The organism is Acinetobacter sp. UC24323 (genome assembly GCF_024151445.1).
Taxonomy (GTDB): domain Bacteria; phylum Pseudomonadota; class Gammaproteobacteria; order Pseudomonadales; family Moraxellaceae; genus Acinetobacter; species Acinetobacter baumannii.
On sequence record NZ_JAHIBY010000003.1, the window covers coordinates 279,005 to 302,275 of the forward strand.

The 23,271-nt window shown below is 39.0% G+C and carries 19 protein-coding genes and 3 pseudogenes; 16 read left to right on the forward strand and 6 right to left on the reverse strand.

Features of this window, described 5'->3' with window-relative positions; translation table 11 throughout:
- Positions 1 to 3 precede the first annotated feature (3 nt).
- The 15 genes and pseudogenes from tafE to KNQ97_RS06480 all read left to right on the forward strand — a co-directional run bounded on the left by tafE (position 4) and on the right by KNQ97_RS06480 (position 17,347).
- The gene (gene tafE, locus KNQ97_RS06410; RefSeq protein WP_301273692.1) at positions 4 to 1,593 is read left to right on the forward strand and encodes a type VI secretion system effector DNase TafE; all 1,590 of its coding nucleotides are present in this window, start codon (positions 4 to 6) and stop codon (positions 1,591 to 1,593) included.
- 14 nt (positions 1,594 to 1,607) lie between these two features.
- The gene (locus tag KNQ97_RS06415; RefSeq protein ID WP_253611988.1) at positions 1,608 to 2,468 is read left to right on the forward strand and encodes a type VI secretion system immunity protein, TaeI family; all 861 of its coding nucleotides are present in this window, start codon (positions 1,608 to 1,610) and stop codon (positions 2,466 to 2,468) included.
- A gap of 126 nt (positions 2,469 to 2,594) precedes the next feature.
- Positions 2,595 to 3,663: pseudogene (locus KNQ97_RS06420) on the forward strand (PoNe immunity protein domain-containing protein).
- Between the two features lie 122 nt (positions 3,664 to 3,785).
- On the forward strand, positions 3,786 to 4,646 hold the full coding sequence (locus tag KNQ97_RS06425; protein ID WP_032009192.1) for a type VI secretion system immunity protein, TaeI family: 861 nt from the start codon (positions 3,786 to 3,788) through the stop codon (positions 4,644 to 4,646).
- A 128-nt stretch (positions 4,647 to 4,774) separates the two neighbouring features.
- A complete protein-coding gene (locus KNQ97_RS06430) occupies positions 4,775 to 5,653 on the forward strand; it encodes a type VI secretion system immunity protein, TaeI family (protein WP_253611989.1) in 879 nt (292 codons plus the stop codon).
- 128 nt (positions 5,654 to 5,781) lie between these two features.
- Complete coding sequence (locus KNQ97_RS06435; RefSeq protein WP_000903076.1) at positions 5,782 to 6,645, forward strand: type VI secretion system immunity protein, TaeI family; 864 nt, start codon at positions 5,782 to 5,784, stop codon at positions 6,643 to 6,645.
- Positions 6,646 to 6,674: 29 nt separating this feature from the next.
- Positions 6,675 to 6,767, forward strand: a pseudogene (locus KNQ97_RS06440) (hypothetical protein); the annotation flags it as partial.
- A 2-nt stretch (positions 6,768 to 6,769) separates the two neighbouring features.
- A pseudogene (locus KNQ97_RS06445) lies at positions 6,770 to 7,836 on the forward strand (PoNe immunity protein domain-containing protein).
- A 132-nt stretch (positions 7,837 to 7,968) separates the two neighbouring features.
- Positions 7,969 to 8,520: a hypothetical protein gene (locus KNQ97_RS06450; protein WP_001108359.1), complete on the forward strand. Its 552-nt coding sequence runs from the start codon at positions 7,969 to 7,971 to the stop codon at positions 8,518 to 8,520.
- 504 nt (positions 8,521 to 9,024) lie between these two features.
- Complete coding sequence (locus KNQ97_RS06455) at positions 9,025 to 10,617, forward strand: peptide chain release factor 3 (protein ID WP_000008536.1); 1,593 nt, start codon at positions 9,025 to 9,027, stop codon at positions 10,615 to 10,617.
- A 69-nt stretch (positions 10,618 to 10,686) separates the two neighbouring features.
- Positions 10,687 to 11,529, forward strand: a complete 843-nt coding sequence (locus KNQ97_RS06460) for a hypothetical protein (RefSeq protein ID WP_001054080.1) — start codon at positions 10,687 to 10,689, stop codon at positions 11,527 to 11,529.
- Between the two features lie 87 nt (positions 11,530 to 11,616).
- On the forward strand, positions 11,617 to 12,558 hold the full coding sequence (locus KNQ97_RS06465; protein WP_253612001.1) for an RsiV family protein: 942 nt from the start codon (positions 11,617 to 11,619) through the stop codon (positions 12,556 to 12,558).
- Positions 12,558 to 13,370: a TatD family hydrolase gene (locus tag KNQ97_RS06470; RefSeq protein WP_253611990.1), complete on the forward strand. Its 813-nt coding sequence runs from the start codon at positions 12,558 to 12,560 to the stop codon at positions 13,368 to 13,370. Before KNQ97_RS06465 ends, KNQ97_RS06470 begins: the two co-directional genes overlap by 1 nt.
- 124 nt (positions 13,371 to 13,494) lie before the next feature.
- Positions 13,495 to 16,251, forward strand: a complete 2,757-nt coding sequence (gene acnA / locus KNQ97_RS06475; RefSeq protein WP_001151963.1) for an aconitate hydratase AcnA — start codon at positions 13,495 to 13,497, stop codon at positions 16,249 to 16,251.
- Positions 16,252 to 16,585: 334 nt separating this feature from the next.
- Entirely contained in the window at positions 16,586 to 17,347 is a 762-nt protein-coding gene (locus KNQ97_RS06480; RefSeq protein ID WP_253611991.1) for a ThiF family adenylyltransferase, read from the forward strand.
- A 62-nt stretch (positions 17,348 to 17,409) separates the two neighbouring features.
- Here the strand turns inward: KNQ97_RS06480 and KNQ97_RS06485 are convergent, their stop codons facing one another.
- Positions 17,410 to 17,532 carry a hypothetical protein gene (locus tag KNQ97_RS06485; protein ID WP_001984446.1) on the reverse strand — a complete coding sequence of 41 codons (123 nt, stop codon included), beginning with the start codon at positions 17,530 to 17,532 and terminating at the stop codon, positions 17,410 to 17,412.
- 103 nt (positions 17,533 to 17,635) lie between these two features.
- Between KNQ97_RS06485 and KNQ97_RS06490 the strand changes: the two genes are divergently transcribed.
- Complete coding sequence (locus KNQ97_RS06490) at positions 17,636 to 18,529, forward strand: LysR family transcriptional regulator (protein WP_253611992.1); 894 nt, start codon at positions 17,636 to 17,638, stop codon at positions 18,527 to 18,529.
- Positions 18,530 to 18,536: 7 nt separating this feature from the next.
- On the opposite strand, the gene KNQ97_RS06495 is transcribed toward KNQ97_RS06490, so the two are convergent.
- The 5 genes from KNQ97_RS06495 to KNQ97_RS06515 all read right to left on the reverse strand — a co-directional run bounded on the left by KNQ97_RS06495 (position 18,537) and on the right by KNQ97_RS06515 (position 23,139).
- The gene (locus tag KNQ97_RS06495) at positions 18,537 to 19,046 is read right to left on the reverse strand and encodes a hypothetical protein (protein ID WP_000587862.1); all 510 of its coding nucleotides are present in this window, start codon (positions 19,044 to 19,046) and stop codon (positions 18,537 to 18,539) included.
- A gap of 335 nt (positions 19,047 to 19,381) precedes the next feature.
- Complete coding sequence (dusA, locus tag KNQ97_RS06500; RefSeq protein WP_253611993.1) at positions 19,382 to 20,386, reverse strand: tRNA dihydrouridine(20/20a) synthase DusA; 1,005 nt, start codon at positions 20,384 to 20,386, stop codon at positions 19,382 to 19,384.
- 148 nt (positions 20,387 to 20,534) lie between these two features.
- Positions 20,535 to 21,719 (reverse strand): MFS transporter, encoded by a 1,185-nt coding sequence (locus KNQ97_RS06505; protein ID WP_000106683.1) that lies wholly within the window; start codon positions 21,717 to 21,719, stop codon positions 20,535 to 20,537.
- An 18-nt stretch (positions 21,720 to 21,737) separates the two neighbouring features.
- Positions 21,738 to 22,145 carry a RidA family protein gene (locus KNQ97_RS06510; RefSeq protein WP_031966637.1) on the reverse strand — a complete coding sequence of 136 codons (408 nt, stop codon included), beginning with the start codon at positions 22,143 to 22,145 and terminating at the stop codon, positions 21,738 to 21,740.
- Between the two features lie 67 nt (positions 22,146 to 22,212).
- The gene (locus KNQ97_RS06515; protein WP_000703577.1) at positions 22,213 to 23,139 is read right to left on the reverse strand and encodes a DMT family transporter; all 927 of its coding nucleotides are present in this window, start codon (positions 23,137 to 23,139) and stop codon (positions 22,213 to 22,215) included.
- Between the last annotated feature and the right edge of the window lie 132 nt (positions 23,140 to 23,271).

The window sequence follows — 23,271 nt, forward strand, 5'->3', positions numbered from 1 at the left end:
ATTATGCCAGATCCTCAAAATCAACAATTCTGGTCAAAGATCGCAGAACGACCTACGGAAATACAACAGCAGTTTTGGTATGGCGCTGAAAAATTAGCAAAGTATCTCAATGATAATCCAGCTATGTATAAAGGTTATATGACCTATGATACAAGTAAGCCTGATCCTAATCTGTCATGGTGGGAAAAGATATTATTTTACAGTGGACAAGCTCACTACAATGAGGCGGTGACCCACTATAACACCAGTAAAGTAATCGCTGATCAAGGGAGCTGGTTGTGGGGCATGCTCAAAGGTGACTTTAATAAAGATCCTTCAATGTCTCAGATTATTGTTGGTGGACTCATAAGTCTTATACCTGTAGCTGATCAGGTGTGTGATATCCGCGATTTGATTGCCAATTTTATCACCTTGTCGGATGAGAAAGCCCGAACGAAAGATAACTATATGGCACTTGCTTTGACAAGTGTGGGTATCATTCCTGAAGTTGGTTCAGCAATCAAAACGATTGTGAAATCGAGTCGGGCAAAAGATGTTAGTAAGGTCAAGTTATTTAAGTTCATGGAGTATTTTGAGGAGGCTTTAACAAAGCTCAAAATTAAATGTCCATGGGGTAAGGCACCAGAGGCATGGTTAAGGTCTCGACCATGGAAAGGCATAGCGACACAAGCTTTTAATACTTTAAAAAATAATATTGACCGAATCCTATCTGTCATTAATAAGTGTTTGATACGGTTCAATGGTGCATTGAAAGTTGCCTTAGCAAAATTTCAGGCAACCTTGAACCATGTTTTAAGCACCATCAAAAAGTATATTGATCAGTTGTGTGATGAAGTAGATAAGGCAGTCGGTCGTTTATTACCTCAACCACCATTAGCAATGGCACATGCTGGTGGCGGTGGTAAGAACACACCTACAGGACGTTATGAGGCTAATGTTAGTTCCGGTAAAAAAACTGAAGCTAGTCATCGTCAAAAGAAAGAAACACCTCCACCGCCAAGGAAAATGAAACCGAAGCATGTGGTTGAACCTTGTTTGGAACCGAAAAAAGGGTTGAAGAATAGTTGGGGTAAAAAGACTGGTAAGTCTCAGGCTGAACTAGATGCCGAGTTTGATCGTCAGCTTAAGCGGCAAGAGGAAGGGCTTAACCGTCTGACCGTAGATGAATATCAACAGAACCGACAACTTTATGAAAAGTATAAACGGGCTGGAACGGGGGCAGAGCAGCAAAAAATCAGATCAAAAATGTTAGAACAGTTGGAGGAATCTGAAATTGATAAATTGGCAAGAGAGCAGCCTAAATTATCGAAAGGCCAAGTAGAAAGAATGGCTGAGGATAATGCTAAAAAGACTCTTGAAGGCTTGGATGTATTACATAATCCGGATATGCAATTGGGTGGCTTTGATGTCAAATATGATCCTAAAAAGCCACCGACACTAGATGATTTCGGGCATAGTGGCGTAAACCGTTCCATTGGTTCTCAAATGTCAGCACATAAGCGTCTTGCAGGTATGGATGCGGCAGCAGCTCAGGCTAAAGCGAAGGGAATGGGGAAAGATGCGATGGATGTTGAATTGAAGCGTTGTAAGTAATAGAGAGTAGTGAAATGAACCAAGAAGATATTGATTACTTTTATGAGAAATATGGTCAGCCAATTGATAAAGTTGAGGTGACAGAGGACATCATAAAAAAATATCGGGGCAAACTGCCTGAAAGTATTTTAGAACAGTGGCGAATTATTGGTTTTGCAGGTTATTTGAATGGTTTGTACTGGATTACGAACCCAGATGATTATGCTGAAGTGATTTATGACTGGTTGGAAGAGACGCCATTACCTGATGATGATGTTTATCATGTATTGGCTCGTTCTGCATTTGGTAAGTTGTTGATTTGGGGTGAAAGAAGTTTTAATCGCTATTATATTTTAACTTTGGAGGGAATTTTACATGATAAAGGCGCTAAGGAAGAAGATGGTGAGTTTTATGGCGATTTATTTTTTTTCTATCCCAAAAAGGATTCATTAGACCATATTGATAAAAATGGGAAGAAACTATTTGATCGAGCTGTAAAAAAACTAGGGGTGTTAAAGGCAGATGAAATGTATGCATTTGAGCCTGCTTTGGCACTAGGTGGGGAAGAATCATTACAGCACCTAACAAAAGTTAATCTTCCTGTTCACATGAAGCTACTAAAACAGGTAACTCCATTAAGATTGAGAACTTTTGAGGATCTTACGGCTGCTCTATATGGTACATCGTATAGTGTGGACGATTTAACAAGTGGACAAGATGCTGAGTCACAATATCAAGAATCTGTTCAAGCTGGAGAAGTTTGTCCTAGAACAGGTTACTGGACAACGCCTGCACAACCCAATACACGCCATTATTGTAAGAAAGGTGAAGTTCTTCCTGAAATTAAGGAACAAGACTGGGGTGAAGTGTATTGGTATTGGGATGGTGAGAACTGATTAAATGCCCATAAGGGCATTTCTATTTAGATATTTACAATTTCAACTGACATGTACCCGTACCGTGACCTCACATGCGATTACTTTAGAATTTGTAATGCCAAATGAAATGCTGGAGCGTTAAGAATGTCAATAACAGTCAATGATCAAGAAATAGATTGGCAAAGATGGCAAGAATTGGAGATACAGGATACGAGTTTATATCGCGATACCTTGTTGCCTGAAGATATATATCATGAAAGGTTCGACATATTCCTTAATGGATTGTATTCGGTTACAGATGGTTTTAGTAATTATAAAAAAGAAAAGAAGTTTGGTGGTTATATTGCCGCAGGTCATCAGCGTTTAAAAGATGCATTGAATTTAATGTCTTTACAGTATTCAGCAGGGGGGGGACATTGGCTTTATTAAAGAGCTTTATCCTTACTTACTGCATTGGACTGAAGAATATGCAGAAACTAGCCATTTATATAATTTAAGTCCTGATGCTGGTGGGCGTTATGTCTGGCATATCAGTTTAGGTACAGAAGATTATTGGTATGTTGCTTTACGTTTGATCTGTTTTGGTTTATTGACGGGTTATGCTGATCAAATGTACCGGATTATGCCGATTATTGACTATGTTGAAGCTACACCAGAAGGGCAAGAGAAAGATGGTTTAATTGAACGTTTGGTTGCTCCCTTTGTAGCAGATCGTGGCACTCCACCTGATGAAGCTAGACGACATTTACCTTATCGAAAGTTAATTAAGGTGTTTAATGCTGCGCCTGAGCAACGCCCAGCTTTAATACTGCAATATTTAGAAAGCTGGTATGAGGCGAGTCGTCGAGAACCTTATCATGATCAACATCCACAAACGGATATAAATGACGGTTTCACATATTACGGTTATTGGTCATGGGAAGCAGCAGCAGTGACATGGCTGTTAGAAATAGATGATACTTTATACCGTGATCATGAGTTCTACCCAAGAGACTTAGTGGATTTTGCGCGGTCACAATCAAATGTGGTCCTAGATGAGGAACAGCCAGAACGTATAAAAGTAAAAGGTGGCGAAGCTTGTATTAAAACAGGTTATTGGGTTACTCCAGCTAGGCCAGATACACGACTTTATTTTACGCAAGGTGCCATATTGCCAATACTTTCAGAAACTGCCTGGGGTGAAGTGTATTGGTATTGGGATGGTGAGAATTAATAAAATGCCCGAACGGGCATTTTATTTTTGTTTAAAAGTTGGGTAAAAAAACTCTGTAAGAACACATGGAAAGATGCGATGGATGTTGAATTGAAGCGTTGTAAATAATAGAGAGTAGTGAAATGAACCAGGAAGATATTAATTACTTTTATGAGAAATATGGTCAGCCAATTGATAAAATTGAAGTGACAGAGGACATCATAAAAAAATATCAGGGCAAGCTACCTGAAAGTATTTTAGAACAATGGCGTTTATTCGGTTTTGCTGGTTATTTGAATGGTTTGTACTGGATTACGAACCCAGACGATTATGCTGAAGTGATTTATGATTGGTTGGAAGATACGTCATTGCCTGATGATGATGTCTATCATGTATTGGCACGTTCTGCATTTGGTAAGTTGTTGATTTGGGGGGAAAGAAGTTTTAATCGTTATTATATCTTAACAATGGAAGGTGTCTTATATGATTATGGGGTACGGGATCAAGAAGCAGACTTTTATGGAGAGGATTTCTTTTTCTTTCCAACAAAAGATTCATTAGACCATATTGATAAAAATGGGAAAAAACTATTTGATCGAGCTGTAAAAAAACTAGGGGTTTTAAAGGTAGATGAAATGTATGCATTTGAACCTGCTTTGGCATTAGGTGGGGAAGAATCATTACAGCACCTAACAAAAGTTAATCTTCCTGTTCACATGAAGCTACTAAAACAGGTAACTCCATTAAGATTGAGAACTTTTGAGGATCTTACGGCTGCTCTATATGGTACATCGTATAGTGTGGACGATTTAACAAGTGGACAAGATGCTGAGTCACAATATCAAGAATCTGTTCAAGCTGGAGAAGTTTGTCCTAGAACAGGTTACTGGACAACGCCTGCACAACCCAATACACGCCATTATTGTAAGAAAGGTGAAGTTCTTCCTGAAATTAAGGAACAAGACTGGGGTGAAGTGTATTGGTATTGGGATGGTGAGAACTGATTAGATGCCCGTAAGGGCATTTTTGTTTTTGCCTTTGTTTATAAATTGGGTAAAGCAAAAGTTCTGTAAGAGCGCATGAAAGATGTGATGGATGTTGAGTTCGAACATTGCCCTACATAGGATTAAAAATGATCGATGCAGATTTTGAATATTTTTTAGAAAAGTTTGGGCAACCGCAGCAAGCAGTTAGAGTCACAGACAATATTCTTAATAAATATAAAGGAAAACTCCCTGATCAATTATTGGAATACTGGAAAGAGGTAGGTTTTTGTACTTTTAAAGAAGGATTGTTTTGGATTACCAATCCTGATGATTATGCTGAAGATATTTATCACTGGTTAGAAAATACTGATATTCTAGATGAGGATGTTTGGCATGTTATTGCTAGATCAGCATTCGGAGAACTTTACTTATGGGGTGAAAAAAATTGGCAAAAATTTGATTTAAATATTATAAATGGTGAAGTATTTCAGAATAGTGTAGGTTTTAACGATGAAAAGCATAAAAACGATGAAATTATTAGAAACTTCTTTGCTTTCTCTGATTTAGATGAATTTGATAGAAAAGATGAAAATCTTAAACCCTTATTTGACCGTGCTGTAAAAAAGTATGGTCCACTCTCAAGCAATGAAGTATTTGGTTTTGAACCTGCTTTGGCACTCGGTGGGAAGTCCGTTCTACAGAACCTGAAAAAACTGGATATTCATGTTCATATGGCAATACTCAAAGAGTTTACTAATGTTTATAAGACTGATCTGGAGGGGTTAGGGAAAATATTATATGGCGAGAATGCTTCTTTTAGTAAAGCTATTGAGCAGGTCAGTCAGATAGAAAAAACTCATTCTCAAGTTATTAGTATTCAAAGTGGTCAACCATGTACTAAGTCTGGCTATTGGTTTACTCCAGCCAAAGAGAATTCACGTCAGTATTTTAAAGAATGTGAAATATTTCCTAATTTTGTTACAGATTGGGGAGAGGTTTACTGGCAGTTCGATGGTGATGAATAAAAGAATGTCCGAAAGGGCATTTTTATTTCTACTCGGATTTATAAATATAAGTACAGCTAAAGCGAAGGGAATGGGGAAAGATGCGATGGATGTTGAATTAAAACGTTGTAAATAAGAGGATTCTAAATATGTTACATCCAGATTATGCAAAAGATTTTAAAGAATTGTTTGGTGAGCCAATTGATAAAGTTGAAGTCACAGAGGACTTCATAAAAAAATATCGGGGTAAACTGCCTGAAAGTATTTTAGAACAGTGGCGAATTATTGGTTTTGCAGGTTATTTGAATGGTTTGTACTGGATTACAAACCCAGATGATTATGCTGAAGTGATTTATGACTGGTTGGAAGAGACGCCATTACCAGATGATGATGTCTACCATGTGTTAGCACGTTCTGCATTTGGTGAACTATTAATTTGGGGTGAACGTAATTATGGTAGATATTACATCAAAACTATGGAAGGTATCCTGCATGATAATGGGTTGCAAGAGGAAGGTGCTGAGTTCTATGGAAACCTCTTTTTCTTCTATTCAGATAAAGATTCGTTAGACCATATTGATAAAAATGGGAAAAAGCTATTTGAGCGAGCTGTAAAAAAATTAGGGGTTTTAAAGGCAGATGAAATGTATGCTTTTGAGCCTGCTTTGGCATTAGGTGGGGAAGAGTCATTAGCATATCTGACAAAAGTAAATCTTCCTGTTCACATGAAGTTGCTAAAACAGGTGACTCCATTAAGACTGAGAACTTTTGAGGATCTTACGGCTGCTCTATATGGTACATCGTATAGTGTGGACGATTTAACAAGTGGACAAGATACTGAGTCACAATATCAAGAATCTGTTCAAGCTGGAGAAGTTTGTCCTAGAACAGGTTACTGGACAACGCCTGCACAACCCAATACACGCCATTATTGTAAGAAAGGTGAAGTTCTTCCTGAAATTAAGGAACAAGACTGGGGGGAAGTATATTGGTATTGGGATGGTGAGAATTAATTGAATGCCCGAGAGGGCATTTTTACTTGCAAATAATTCATAAGCCGAAATGTACCCGTACAGTGACTGCACATGCGATTACTTTAGAATTTGTAATGCCAAATGAAATGCTGGGGCGTTAAGAATGTCAATAACAGTCAATGAGCAGAAAATAGATTGGCAGAAATGGTTAGGATTAGAGGTTACCGATGAGAATTTATTTAGAGATAATCTTTTAGAAAAAAAATGTATCACAAAAGGTTTGATACATTTATAAATGGTTTGTATTCAGTTACTGATGGCTTTAGTAATTATAAAAAAGAAAAGAAGTTTGGTGGTTATATTGCTGCGGGTCACCAACGTTTATACGATGCTCTGAACTTAATGTCTTTGCAGTATTCTGCTGGTGGGGACATTAGCTTTATTAAAGAGCTTTATCCTTACTTACTGCATTGGACTGAAGAATATGCTGAAACCAGTCATTTATATAATTTAAGCCCTGATGCTGATGGTCGCTATGTATGGCATATCAGTTTAGGTACAGAGGACTACTGGTATATTGCTTTACGTTTGATCTGTTTTGGTTTGTTAACGGGCTATGCCGACCAAATGGCACGTATTATGCCGATTATTGACTATGTTGAAGCTACACCAGAAGGGCAAGAAAAAGATGGTTTAATCGAGCGCTTGGTTGCTCCGTTTTTAGCAGATCGCGGAACTCCACCTGATGAAGCTAGACGACATTTACCTTATCGAAAGTTAATCAAGGTGTTTAATGCTGCACCTGAGCAGCGCCCAGCTTTAATGCTGCAATATTTAGAAAGCTGGTATGAGGCAAGTCGTCGAGAACCTTATCACGATCAGCACCCGCAAACAGATATCCGTTCGGGAAGAAGTTATTATGGTTATTGGTCATGGGAGGCAGCAGCAGTAACGTGGCTATTAGAAATAGATGATATTTTATATCGTGATCATGAGTTCTACCCAAAAGACTTGGTGGATTTTGCGCGGTCACAATCAAATATGGTTTCAGATAAGGAACAGTCCGAACGTATAAAAGTAAAAGGTGGTGAAGTTTGTATTAAAACAGGTTATTGGATTACTCCTGCTAGACCTGATACACGACTTTATTTTACGCAAGGTACGACATTGCCAATACTTTCAGAAACAGACTGGGGGGAAGTGTATTGGTATTGGGATGGTGAGAATTAATAGATGCCCGAAAGGGCATTTAGTGCTCAGTTGGCAGGTGTGATTGCAGAAGGCGGTGGAGAATAATATTGATTCTCTTGTCGAGAAAAAATTGAGCGTACATATTAAGAAAGTAGTATGGAGTATTAATAATTGAATTATTTGTTTAAATTTTTGCTAATTGTACCAGTTCTTCTTCCTATAACATCTTTGTTTGCTAAGGCTGATAATACTAAATATCATGCAGTAGCTGCTTTTATTACTGGTAAAGTTTATTCATGTGAATATAAAATAACTTATACTAATTATGAAAAGCAGAAAATATTTGAAAATGAAAAAGTAGCCTATAAAAATCTACCATTTATTTATACTAAATTGTTGCATAGTGTTTATCATAGAGAAACATATTCTAGGGATAAATTACCTACAAGTTTGAAAACTGATATGGAAAATGGCTCAACGGCGCAAGCACCAAGGGAGTTAAACATTAAAGTAGATTTTGATGTGAAGATGGATAAAAGAGCTTATAACATTAGACTTACCCCAAGTACAGGTTCAGAGAGCTTGGACCATAGTATTAAGAATGCTTTTTCAAGTGCTAAATTTGATACCAAGAAAAAATTTTGGTGGGGAGATACTTTAGCTTTTTCTGATGAAATACGATTAGAGAAATTAGATACTTGTCAGGTACGAAATCTTCATTAAATGTAAAATTAATAGCGATAGAATTTATTCTGGTAACTTTATTAATAATTACTTAAATTTTCAATAAATATGAGAGCGGATTGTAAATGATTTTTTTGCTACTTCTTCTAAGTATATGATAAATTTTACTACTTAAATTTGGTCGATACTATCCCTCATCATGCATAGGCATTTCAACTTTTCCATCTAAAAAGTCTGCATACCATTGAAGCATAGAGCGTCTGTTTCTCAGCTATCTATCATCACTGCCTAAGTCATTTAAATATGTTTGTACAGTAGTTCTAGAACTAGAAGAGATTATTGATAAACTATAATGTGAAAAAATTTAGAAGTCGTGAACTTAAACACCTAAGTAGTGATTTCAAATTTTGAAATATATGGACAAGTCTGGAGTTGTCCACAAAGTCGATAAAAACAATTTATAAATCTGCTACAATTACGCCAATTTTTATTTTGATCGACTTTAGATCTTTGGCACTGCAATCTCCGCAGTAGGTGTATTTCATGAGTTTTAAAGATGAGTTAGCGGCACAGGTCGCTCAACGACGCACATTTGCTATTATTTCCCACCCCGATGCCGGTAAAACCACCATGACAGAAAAACTGTTGTTATGGGGTAAAGCGATTCAGGTTGCAGGGATGGTAAAAAGCCGTAAATCTGATCGTGCAGCTACATCTGACTGGATGGAAATGGAAAAAGAACGTGGTATTTCGATCACCACGTCTGTTATGCAGTTCCCATATAAAGGTCACACGATTAACTTACTCGATACACCGGGGCACGAAGACTTCTCGGAAGATACTTATCGTACCCTTACTGCTGTTGACTCTGCACTGATGGTGATTGACGGTGCAAAAGGTGTCGAAGAACGTACCATCAAATTGATGGAAGTGTGTCGTATGCGTGACACACCAATTATTTCATTCGTCAACAAAATGGACCGCGAAATTCGTGAGCCACTTGAGTTGTTAGATGAAATTGAAAATGTCTTAAACATTCGCTGTGTACCAATTACATGGCCACTTGGTATGGGTCGTGACTTTGCTGGTGTATACAATATTCTTGAAGATAAATTGTATGTCTACAAAGCAGGTTTTGGTTCAACCATTACCGATATTGAAGTACGTGATGGCTATGATCACGCCGATATTCGTGAAAAAGTTGGTGAGTTAGCTTGGGCTTCTTTTGAAGAGTCACTTGAGCTTGTACAAATGGCAAATGAGCCATTAGACCGCGAGCTTTTCTTACAAGGTAAACAAACGCCTGTTCTATTTGGTACGGCATTAGGTAACTTTGGTGTTGACCACGTTCTAGATGCATTTATGAACTGGGCACCTGAACCTAAAGCTCACCCAACGCAAGAACGTGTGGTTGAAGCAAAAGAAGAAGGTTTCTCTGGTTTTGTATTTAAAATTCAAGCCAACATGGACCCTAAACACCGTGACCGTATTGCCTTCATGCGTATTTGTTCAGGTAAATACGAGAAAGGCCTGAAAATGAATCACGTACGTATTGGTAAAGAAGTTCGTATTAGTGATGCGTTGACTTTCCTTGCAGGCGAGCGTGAGCACTTAGAAGAAGCATGGCCGGGCGATATTATTGGTTTACACAACCACGGTACAATCCAGATTGGTGATACTTTCACTAGCGGTGAAAACTTGCACTTCACAGGTATTCCTCACTTCGCGCCGGAAATGTTCCGCCGTGTACGTTTGAAAGACCCATTAAAGTCAAAACAGTTGCAAAAAGGTTTGAAAGAGTTGTCTGAAGAAGGTGCAACTCAGGTATTTATGCCACAAATTAGCAATGATTTGATCGTGGGAGCTGTGGGTGTACTTCAGTTCGACGTTGTTGCTTACCGCTTGAAAGAAGAATATAAAGTTGACTGTGTTTATGAGCCAGTAAGTGTAAATACGGTACGCTGGATTCATTGTGATGATGAAAAGATTCTTAACGAGTTTAAGAAAAAGGCACATGACCAACTTTCTATTGATGGTGGCGGACACTTAACGTATCTTGCGCCAAGCCGAGTGAATTTGCAGATTATGCAAGAGCGTTGGCCTGATATTGAGTTCCGTAGCACACGTGAACACTAATCATGTAAATGTGACAAACAGCTTCGAATAGAAGCTGTTTTGTTTTGAAAAATAAGAAAGGATGATGAAATGAACTTGAGTAAAAAGACAATTATTGCGCTTGTGGTTGCAGCCATAGCTCTAATTTTGGCTATTTGTGTATTTGTCTGGAAAAAGCCTCAGTCTTCATCATCTTCTCAAGAAAATTCAGCTTCTACTCAAGACCATCCGGTTGAGAAAGCAGAGGTTTTACCTTATTTAAATTTGACCGAAACCAAAGCAAGTTATGCAGTGCCGTTTTGTGAAAAGAAAAATTGTATTGATGTCGATATTCAAACCATAAAAACCCAAGACGCGTGGTTAAATAGCTGGATTGAAAAAAATCAGGCGAAAGTTATTCAGGCTCAAATTAATTTGAAAAAAGATTTAAGCCTTCAACAAGCGATTAATGCTTACGTGAAAAAGTCGGATGAATGGCAAGATAAGTATTCTAAAAATCGTGCTTATGAGTTACACATTCGTACACGCATTGCCTCGCAGCGTAACCAGTATGTGTTATTGCAACTGGCTTTAGACAGTAAACAAGAAGAAATCACCATAAAAGACCGTTATTATTTTTTCGTGGCTGATCGTAAACTGCATAAAAACTTAACGTTGCTTGATGTGCTTAAAAAAGACCAGCAACCGACAGTACATCAAATTGTTCAAACCGCGTATCAGGACTGGTTGAAAAAGCAAACTGCCGATGTCAAAAAACAGGCCCCAAAAACTTTATATTGGGGACAAGCTGACTGGTTCTTTGATGGTGAAGGGGTAGGTTTGCACTATCAGGCAAATCAGATTACGAAAGATGCGCCTCAACTTGATATTTATTTAACAACAGAACAAACGAAAAAAATATTGCAACCTCAGGTTTATGAACAAATGTTTTAAGTTAGTAGCAGAATTTGCAACCTACTTGTAGATGCGCTAACTTCATATGAGTTATGCATAATCTTCTCAGAATAAAGGCAAAATATGATGTTAACTTCTAAGGCTTCGCTACGTTTAACGCTACTTGCTTCTGCGATATTTTTGGTGGCATGTCAGCCTAAAAGTGATCCTAAAGAGTCGGAAGATCAGCAAAAACCGGCTGTGGTTGAACAAAAGCCTGTAGAACTGACTTTGAAAGGGGAAACAGTTCCAAGTAAAGTGACTTTACCGGATTGTGATGGTAAAACTTGTCCTGAATTTACGGTAGAACGCCTACAAAGTAATTTCCCTTTTATTGATAAGATTATTGATCAACAAGTTTTAAAAGCACTCGGACAGATTCTTGAAATTGCAGAACCAGATGCAAAAGCAGCACAAGCTGATAAGAAGACAGAAGCTTCAACAGCTGCCGCTACAGAGCAACAAGATAGTTTCGATGCTCAGGTTCAGCGCTATGCAAATTCATTTATTGATTTGGACAATGAGTTAAAGGCTCTAAGTAGTAATCACCAGATTAATCTGTTGGTGAAACCTAAAATCATACAGTCTCAAGGTAAAGTCGTAACTGTTGTTGTAAATAGTAGTAGCTATTTAGGCGGGGCACATGGCTCGGCAGCGCAGCAATATTATAATTTTGACTTAAAGAAAGAAAAGCAGGTCAAGCTTGAAGACTTATTACGTCCAGAGAAAAAAGCGGCTTTAGAAAAATTAGCACATGAAGCATTTAAAGCTTGGGTGACAGACTCAAAACTTGCAAATAGTGTGAGTGAATATGAGCAAGCTTGGCCGTTTAAACTCACAGAAAATTTCCTGTTAGGTGACCAAGGCTTGATTCTTCAATATGGCGAATATGAAATTGGACCTTATGTGGTCGGACTACCTCGTTTAGTCATTCCATATGACCAATTACAAGATGTATTGAAAGAAGAATATTTGCCGCAGCCTAAAACCAAACCAGCTTCGACACCTGCCGTAAAAAGTACCAGCTAATGCATCTGTTTGATACTCACACCCATTTTGATGTTGCCGATTTTGATGAAGATCGGCAGCAATTAGCACTTGAAGCTAAAAAAGTGGGTGTGGATGCTCTGGTGTTAATAGGCTTTTTACAGTCACGTTTTGATGAGTTGGTACACACTCATCATCAGCTCAAGCAGTGGGAGAATGTACCTACTTCTTATTTAGCGCCGGGGTTGCATCCGTTTTATATTGAGCAGCACAGACCAGAGCATCTTTCTCATCTTGAACAGACTTTGCAGCAAGAAGACTGCGTCGCAGTAGGAGAAATCGGCTTAGATACCTTCTTAAAGGAACACAAACAGCCCGATATATATGCCAAGCAAAAACAGTATTTTGCTGATCAGTTAGATCTGGCAACTCAATACCAAAAACCGGTGTTGCTTCATATACGAAAAGCACATGGTGATGTGCTCGCACTATTAAAAACGCATAAGTTTAAACTCGGTGGCATTGCTCATGCCTTTAGTGGCGGAGTGGAGGAGGCAAAAGGCCTGATTAAACTTGGTTTTAAAATTGGTGTGACGGGACAAATCACGAACCCCAATGCGAAAAAGCTTCATACAGTTGTGCAGACTATAGGTGCCGAGCATTTAGTGATTGAAACAGACTGTCCTGATATGACGCCACTTTGCTGTCAAACTTCAACTGAGCAGCGTACTCGAAATACGCCTGTGAATTTACCTTATGTACTAAAAAGTTTGGCTGAAAATTTAAATATGGCAGAGTCAGAATTAGCAGATTTGCTGTGGAAAAACTCTTTATCTGCTTTGAAATTATCGTAATAAAAATCAAAGATTAGAAATAGTAACTAAAACAAAACACAGCGATTAAAAAAGAAGCTTAAAGTAAGAAAACAACATGTAAAAACGTGAAAAATAACATTGCCAGACATGGGAGGATAACCCAATGGCTAAGTATAGCAATATCAATAGTTTTAATGCTTTACAGACGCTAACAGTAGGTTCCAGCAATTATCAGATTTTTAGCTTAACCCAAGCCGAGAAAAAGCTAGGTGACATTGCCAAACTGCCGAAATCATTAAAAGTACTGTTGGAAAACTTATTACGGTTTGAAGATCAGCACAGTGTTAAAACAGAACACATTTATGCTTTAGCTGAGTGGCTAAAAACCCGTACCTCAGATCAAGAAATTCAATATCGACCTGCACGGGTTTTAATGCAAGATTTTACCGGCGTTCCGGCAGTCGTTGACTTGGCCGCAATGCGTGCTGCAATGGCTGAAGCGGGGGGTGACCCTGAAAAAATTAATCCGTTATCACCTGTAGATCTGGTTATTGACCACTCTGTGATGGTAGACCATTTTGCCGATGATCAGGCTTTTGAAGAAAACGTTCAAATTGAAATGCAGCGAAATGGCGAGCGATATCAATTTTTGCGTTGGGGACAATCTGCATTTAATAACTTTAGTGTCGTGCCACCGGGTACTGGTATTTGCCATCAGGTCAATTTAGAGTATTTGGCTCAAGCAGTGTGGTTAGGTGAAGACAACGGACAGACCTTTGCTTTCCCTGACACCTTAGTGGGTACAGATTCACATACCACCATGATTAATGGTCTAGGGGTATTAGGTTGGGGCGTTGGGGGTATTGAAGCAGAAGCTGCCATGTTAGGCCAACCTATTTCTATGCTCATTCCTGAGGTGATCGGTTTTAAACTGACTGGCAAATTACAAGAAGGGATTACGGCAACTGACTTAGTGCTGACCATTACTCAAATGCTTCGCCAAAAAGGTGTGGTAGGTAAATTTGTAGAATTCTATGGCGATGGTCTAGCCGATTTACCACTTGCTGACCGTGCAACCATTGCCAATATGGCGCCTGAATATGGTGCAACTTGTGGTTTCTTCCCAATTGATGAAGTGACTTTGGGTTATTTGAAATTAACAGGTCGTCAAAGTGACCGTATTGCATTGGTGGAAGCATATAGCAAGGCGCAAGGTTTATGGCGTAATGCGGGTGATGAACCTGTGTTTACAGATACGTTAAGTTTAGATATGAGTACGGTTCAGGCAAGTTTGGCAGGTCCAAAACGCCCTCAAGACCGTGTGCTTTTATCGGAAGTACCTAAAACGTTTAATGCGCTCATGGAATTAACCCTTAAGCCAGCCAAAGAAGCGAAAGAACGTTTAGAAAATGAAGGCGGTGGCGGTACGGCTGTAGAAGCGACCAAAGCCAATATTCAGCATGAAAGCCCATCTTGTGTGATTGAAGGGCAAGAATATCCGTTGAATCATGGTGATGTCGTCATCTCAGCAATTACTTCATGTACCAATACTTCTAACCCAAGTGTCATGTTGGCAGCCGGTTTACTTGCTAAAAAAGCCATTGAAAAAGGCTTGCAGCGTAAACCGTGGGTAAAAAGTTCACTTGCGCCTGGTTCTAAAGTCGTGACCGACTATTTATTGGCGGCTGGGCTTACGCCGTATTTAGATGAGTTGGGCTATAACTTGGTTGGTTATGGTTGTACAACGTGTATTGGTAACTCAGGTCCTTTACCTGAACCAATTGAAGATGCAATTCAGTGTCATGATCTAAACGTGGCATCTGTACTTTCGGGTAACCGTAACTTTGAAGGGCGTGTGCATCCATTAGTTAAAACCAACTGGCTTGCCTCACCACCACTTGTGGTTGCCTATGGTTTAGTTGGGAATATCCGTACCGATTTAACGACTCAACCAATCGGGCAAGGTAAAGATGGGCAACCTGTTTACTTAAAAGATATCTGGCCAAGTCAGGCAGAAATTGATGCCGTCTTACAAAAAGTAAATACCGACATGTTCCACAAAGAATATGCTGCGGTGTTTGATGGTGATGAAAGCTGGCAAGCGATTCAGATTCCAAAAAGTAAAACTTACGAATGGGCTGATGACTCGACTTATATTCGCCATCCGCCGTTCTTTGAAGGTATTGGTGAGCCACCAAAACCAATCAAGAATATTGAACAGGCACGTATTTTGGCAGTGCTTGGTGACTCGGTAACAACCGACCATATTTCACCAGCGGGTAATATCAAAAAAGACAGTCCAGCTGGCCGCTATTTACAAGAGCAAGGTGTTGAGCCAAAAGACTTCAACTCTTATGGTTCACGACGTGGTAACCATGAAGTCATGATGCGAGGCACCTTTGCTAACATTCGTATTAAGAACGAAATGCTCGGTGGTGAAGAAGGCGGTAATACCATACATGTGCCAAGTGGTGAGAAGCTTGCTATTTATGATGCGGCAATGCGTTACCAACAAGAACATACACCGCTTGTGATTATTGCTGGTAAAGAATACGGAACAGGTTCTTCACGTGACTGGGCTGCCAAAGGAACGAACTTGTTAGGTGTAAAAGCTGTCATTGCTGAAAGTTTTGAACGTATTCACCGTTCAAACTTGGTGGGTATGGGCGTGTTGCCATTACAGTTTGTTGATGGCCAAACCAGACAGTCCCTCAACTTAACGGGTCATGAAGTCATTTCGATTCGTGGTTTATCGGATGGTATTCAGCCTCATGAAATTCTTGAGGTTGATGTGAAAGGGCCAAATGGGGTAGCCAGTCATTTTAATGTGTTATGTCGAATTGATACGTTAAATGAGGTGGAGTACTTTAAGGCTGGTGGTATTTTGCATTATGTACTACGGAATTTGATTGCTTCATAAATCGATAAACTTAGCACAGCCTTATAATGAATGTGTATGAGCTAATGTTGACTATATAGGCGTATCCTTACTTTTTAAGGATAAAAAGTAACAAAAATCCTTTGTCGGGCTGACGGTATATCCTTATACCGCAGCCCAACTGGGCGGCATCCATGCCGCCTGTCACGTTAGTAAATAATGACTTAAATCTTAAATAATATAATTTGATTTATAATGATAAGACTTGTCGTGAACTCAAATATCGCTATCTCAAGTTTTCTTTGATCTGAAATACACTTTCTTCTGAAAAGCAGTAAAATACTCCCCGTGTTTTATATCCCCTCAAAGAGTAGCAATGACCGATCTCCAACAAGATGAATATGACCGCCGTTTTGCAGGTGTAGCCAAAATTTATGGTGATTCATCGTTCCAGCACTATGAACAAAGTCATGTGATGGTGATTGGTATTGGTGGGGTCGGCAGTTGGGCGGTAGAAGCTTTAGCGCGTACAGGAATTGGTAAGATCACATTAGTCGATATGGATGTGGTTGCGGCATCAAATGTAAACCGTCAGCTACCTGCAATGACCTCAACTCTGGGCTGTGAAAAAGTTGAAATTATGGCGGAGCGTTGTCGCCAAATTAACCCACGCATTAAAGTCAATATTATTGATGACTTCTTAACACCTGAAAATGTTGCAGAACTTTTAAACCCTGTACCGGACATTGTTTTAGACTGCATTGATGACGTTAAAGCAAAACTGGCTTTAATGCTCCATTGTCGTTTTAATAAAATTCCTTTAATTGTGTCGGGTGGAGCAGGGGGTAAGCTCGATCCACTTAAAATTCGCGTGGCGGATCTATCAAAAACAGAACAGGACCCAATGTTAGCAAAGCTACGTAGTCAGCTTCGCGCTCGTGGCATCTGTAAAAAGCCAAAAGAGAAATTTGGCATTACTTGTATTTACTCAATCGACAATCCATTTTCAAGCGCAGATGTCTGCCCATCGGCGGGGTTGCGCTGTGGTGGCTATGGTTCAGCGGTGGTGGTGACTTCAAGCTTTGCTATGATTGCTGTAGCCGAAGTTTTGAAAAAACTCGATTTAAAGAAAGCCTAATTTAAATATTGAAAAGGCATGTGCTTATGTGAGTGCATGCCTTTTGTTTTGGGAAAAACTATTTAATCATATAGCTCTATATTGTCTTGTTTGGGCTGTGTGGGTAATTGCTGATCATAAAATTTAAAGCACCATAAAATTAAAATAACGATGGTGCATATTGCGAAACCTTTTAAGTACTTCATGAAGAATTCAATTAAGTGAATGGTCTTGATTAAAATTCTAGCGAAGGAGATCTATCTAATCTAATATAGAAAATAGACCAAATGATCTAATTTTGAGATGGTAATGCTCACATTAAAACAATTCCAATATTTCATAAAAATTGTTGAAGAGGGGAGCTTTACCGCTGCTTCCGAAAAGTTATTTATTGCCCAGTCTGCTTTAAGTCGACAAATGAAACTATTAGAAGGAGAAATTGATTTTCTGTTGTTTGATCGCACGGATAAAAGAGTAAGACTCACGCCAGCGGGAGAGGTCTTCTATAAGAAAATAAAAGATAACTTGCTTTATTTAAATGAAATTATTGATCTTTCTAAAAGTGTTTCGGAAGGGAAAAATCGACAGATTAAAATTGCTCATTCCAGCAGTATTGTCGTGGATAATACAAAGGTTCAGATATTAAAAGAAGTTAGCTTAACGCAGCAGTTGAGCTTTGAGATTAATACCTTGTCATCCGAGCAGCAAATCTTAGCGTTATTAAATGGTGAAATTGATATCGGTTTGATCCGCCCACCAGTTCGGCATACTTTAGATGGTATAAATACTTTTAAGTTATATGAAGAGCCTTTAATGGTGGCTGTGCATATTGATCATGCCAAGTTTGCTAAATCAGAAAAGGTTTATTTAAAAGACTTAAAACATGAGTGTTTTGTATCAACGCCTCATGCTGAAAGAGGAGGCTTAAGTTATTTGGTCGCAAATCTGTGTTTAGCCGCAGGATTTACCCCACAAAAAGCCTCCATTCAGTCGCGTAAGATTTCACAGTTACAGCTCGTGGCGGCAAATTTAGGGGTAGGTATTGTTCCTGCGGAGTTTCAACAAATCTTACCTGCCAATGTAAAACTAATACCTTTGGGAGATTCCCTATCTCTTTCGGAAGTTTTACTGGTCTATAGAAAAGGCCATGATGAAATCATTCAGCATTGTGCCGAGCAAATTCATCAAATGTTTCTATCTTAGAAGTGAATTAGCCTAATCTATAGTAAGTATAGGTGACGTTATCATCTTTATAGACGTCATAACTACTTTGTTTAAAGTCCGACACCCATTCGCTTCCTGTGTAACCAGCGATATGACCGTAAATATGGTTGCGGGTTCTGTGAATGATATAAATGTCGCCTTCTTGTGGCTCATCAAAGGCTGGATTTATTTCTTTATAGCCAATTTTCTTGAGGGTATCGCCCCAATCAGATGCTGCAATCGGATGATTTTCAACATCGGCACCAGCAGACTCAAGCGCAATACGGATGCTACGTGCACAACGCGCTTTACTGCGTCTAGAGGTAATACTTTCTAATTTAGCTACGAATTTTTCTACATCAATGGCTGGAGGAGTGTTGGTTTCAGTGGAGTGATTATTGGGTTTCATGGTGAATGGATAAGGTAGGCTTGGTGTGCTGTGGGATACAACAATGGCTGCCTGATTTGAATCCTGATACATATAGTTATCAGCTACTTGTCCGTCATAAATAATCATCGTGAAATCTCTACCCGTACTACCTATATCCGTATTTAGAAAATCACCACCTACCTGTGGCGTTCAGAGATACTAATGGCCCAAACTTAAAAGTTTTGTTTATGTTATGTAATAACGTATCTTTTTGCCAGTTTTTATTTCTGGCCATGGAAAAAAGGGCTAATTAAAAGAGTTTTTGAAATCATACAAATTAAGTTTTTGATATTATTGAATATAAATAATTAATCAGAGCTTAATTTTGAATATTTCAAGCCAACATTTGCGAATATACTCAAAATCTAAGTCTCTGATTTAAAATGCCACATTTTCTTACAATTTTAGAAACATGGGCTGGCTTAAAATTGGTGTTCCTTTAAATACTCTTCAGTACGGATAATGGCAGCTTGCATATTATGGATTGCATTCTCGACATCAGTTAAAGTTTTTGCATTTCCACCACTTAGCGCCTGACGCCATTTGCGAGCGCCCGGTAAATTTTGGAATAAACCTAAAATATGACGCGTAATGATAGAGAGTGGCGCACCCTCAGCTAGACGTTGTTCAATATACGGTAGCATTTGTTCCATAATATCGAAACGATCTGGCGCTTCTAGGTTCCAAAGTTGGCCGAGATCAGCAAGTAAGTAAGGGTTGTGATAGGCTTCACGGCCAATCATGACGCCGTCAACGTGCTGTAAATGAGCTTGAGTTTCGGCAAAAGTTTTAATACCGCCATTAATTTCAATAGTCAGATGCGGGCGTTCTTGCTTTAAACGGTAAACATCTTCATAGCGTAGCGGTGGTACTTCTCGGTTTTCTTTCGGAGACAAACCTTTCAATATTGCAATACGGGCATGTACGACAAAGTGAGTACAACCTGTTGCTGCTACAGTATCTACAAAGTGCAGCATTTCTTCGTAAGACTGCATGTCATCAATACCGATACGGTGCTTAACCGTTACCGGAATATTCACCGCTTTTTGCATGCTGTGAATACATTCAGCGACCAAGTCTGGTTCTGCCATTAAACATGCACCGATTTTATTGTTCTGTACACGGTCACTTGGGCAGCCTACATTCAAGTTGACTTCGTCATAACCCCAGTCTTCAGCCATTTTTGTGCAAGTGGCAAGCTCTTGTGGGTTTGAGCCGCCAAGCTGCAATACGATTGGGTGTTCTTGAGCGTTATAGTCCAAATGGCGTTTCGCATCACCAAATAGAATCGCGCCCGTAGTCACCATTTCTGTATAAAGCACAACGTTCGGGTTAAACAAGCGCGCAAAGAATCGATAATCCTTTGTAGTCCAGTCCATCATTGGGGCTACTGAAATACGAGGTTGTAACGATTGAAGTGATTGCATAACCGAAAGACCCAAAAGTCGCTAAATTAAAGAAAGGGCAGCATTATACGGGGTTTAACCCTGAATCGACAGTGGCATTTAACTGCGTAATTTATAACCGCCCTAATGTTAGATATAGTAAGATGATTTTTAACAAATTACCTTATAGCTAAGCCATTTGCTTTTTTTGTAAGAAAGCATCAATCATGCTAAATAAAATACAAAACACAACGAGTCCTACACCTGCAAGGCAAGTCATGGTCCATCCACCACGATTCCATGCAAAAATCCCTAATGCCGAACCAGCTGCACCACCAATAAAATAAGTAGTCATATAAATAGCATTAATACGAGATTTGGCATCGGGACGTAAACGGAAAATAATACTTTGGTTGCTGGTGTGGACAAGGGCAAGTGCCAATTGAATTAAAGCAAAACCAATAACATAAGCTGAAAGTAGAGTTTGTCCGAAATAGAAACAAATCCAGCTTACCAAAAATAGCCCGCAACCCATCCAGGTGAGTAAACGTGTGTAGCCTTGGTCGGCATATTTGCCGATATAACGTGTTGATAACGCACCAAAGATACCGACTAAAGGTACCAGTCCAATAAATAGATCGGGTAAATGATGTGCCGAGGTGAGAAGTAATGCGATGGTGGAATATAGAATACTTACTGCTGCAAAGGCGAAAGCACCTGTAAGCGCTCTTAATAATAGACGCTTTTCCTCTTTTAAAAGCTGAGCCATGGAAATAAAGATTTGTCCATAGTTCAGTTTCATACGCATGACATAAGGTAGGCGGCTTTTTAAGGTATAGGCCAACAAAAGCATTAATATACCGCTTATGGCATAAACGACTTTCCAGTGGAAAAGGTTGGAAAATAAGCCAGCCAGACTGGTAGAGAGTAAAATCCCGACCAATAAGCCACTCATTAAGAAGCCAATAATCTCACCAGTTTTTTCAGGTTTAACCGTCATTGTTGCAAGAGGAATAAGCACTTGAGCTGCAACTGAAAACAAACCCGCTAAAATTGTACCGATCCAGAGCATAGGTAAGTTAACAGCAAAAGCAGAGGTAAATAGGCCAACTGCACAAAGCATCATTAAAAACGGAATAGCTTTGGCTTTATTGACAATATCACCCATCGGAACAATAAAGAGTAAACCTAAGGCATAAGACACCTGAGCGAATGTTACTGTTAAAGCAGCTTGTGCTTGAGTTACAGCAAAATCTTGCTGAATAGAGTGAATAAGTGGTTGGCAATAGTAATTCACACCTGCACATAGGCCACATGCTGCTGCCATCAACCAAAGTAAAGGTTTATTTTGACTGATATCTTCAGGGGTAGACATGATGTTCTCTCGATTTTATTAAGTGTATGCCGTTGCTTCGACTTCAATGAGCATATGTTCTAGTGCAAGACGCGGCACAGGAATGAGTGTGCAGGCTGGAAAAGGGTGATTTTTCCATAAATCCTTCATAATTTTAATCAAAATCTCATGTTTTTCTACCGAATGGTCAACAACTAGAATTCTTAAAACGGCGATATCCGTAAGTTCTGCATTGGCAGCTACTAACGCATATTTAATATTTTCAAATGCTTGTAGGACTTGTTCGCTGAAATGAGAACTTAATTGACCTTGTTGGTCTTCGCCACCTTGACCTGCAATATGAATAATATTGTTAAAATTGCTTACTACAGCGACATGACTATAAGCGTTAGGTGTTGGGTCATATAAAGTAGAAGGATTTATGATTTTAAAAATTTCTTTGTTCATGGAACTCAACCGTTTAATAAAATTTAGATGAGTATCCAACCTCAACTTAAGTTGAGGTCAAGAGCATTTAGTGTTTTAGTCTTTTCTTTCTTAAAGTAATCATCATTACACCGACTATATTGAGGAAACAACCGACCCATTGCCATATATTTAGGTGTTCATTTAAAAAAGCAACGGCAAGCAAAATCGTTAAAACTGGTCCGATCGAAGCAATCATTGCAGATTGAGAGGCACCTAATCGTTCAATGCTTTGCATAAGCATAACGGTAGGTAAGACAGTGACTAAAAAGCCTAAGCCAATCCCGTACCAAATTACACTTGAGGGAAGTTGTAATAGGAGTTGAAACGGGTGAGGGGTACTTAAAGTGTAATGGGTTAATGTACCTATACAGGCAACTGTTAAAGCTAAGCCTGTGAAATTCCAAGAACCAAATTTTTTAATTAATGGTGGAGTCAGCAGTAAATAACCGGCAAAAGCTACAGCGCTAGCAAATACAAAACTTGTTCCGAGCCAAAAGTTGCCCTGAATTGGTGCATTGTTGTGCTCTTGCAGCATCACTAACACGGTTCCACCATAACTAAGAAAAATGGCGAATAAACTTTTTACATCTAATTTTTGTTTGTAGAGCAGACTTGAAGCGATCACGGTAAGTGTGGGATATAAAAATAGGATGATTCGCTCTAAAGAAGCGCTAATAAACATGAGGCCCATGAAATCGAGCCAGCTGGCAAAGTAGTAGCCTAACAGACCGGCAAAAATTAAAATTAGCCAATCCTTCTTTTTTATGCCCTGATTATGATGCCTATTGAACCAGCAAATTAATAGAAAAAACGGTAAAGCGCTTAACATCCGTAAAGCCATCAGGACTGTACCGTCTACTAATGGAGAAAGGGCATAAGTTTGTTTAATGAAAATCGCTTTTGTGCTGAATAGAAAAGCAGAGCAAAGCGCAAAAAAAGACCCAATTTGAAACGAAGATAAAGAAATTTTCATATACAGGACTGTATAAGAGAGACTATTGTCTGCAAAAAAAGAAAAATCCTCCTATATTACACCTCATGTCAAACATCATGAATCATCAGTTCAAAATATGGGTATTTATTAAATAAATAGTGGGTGGTATTT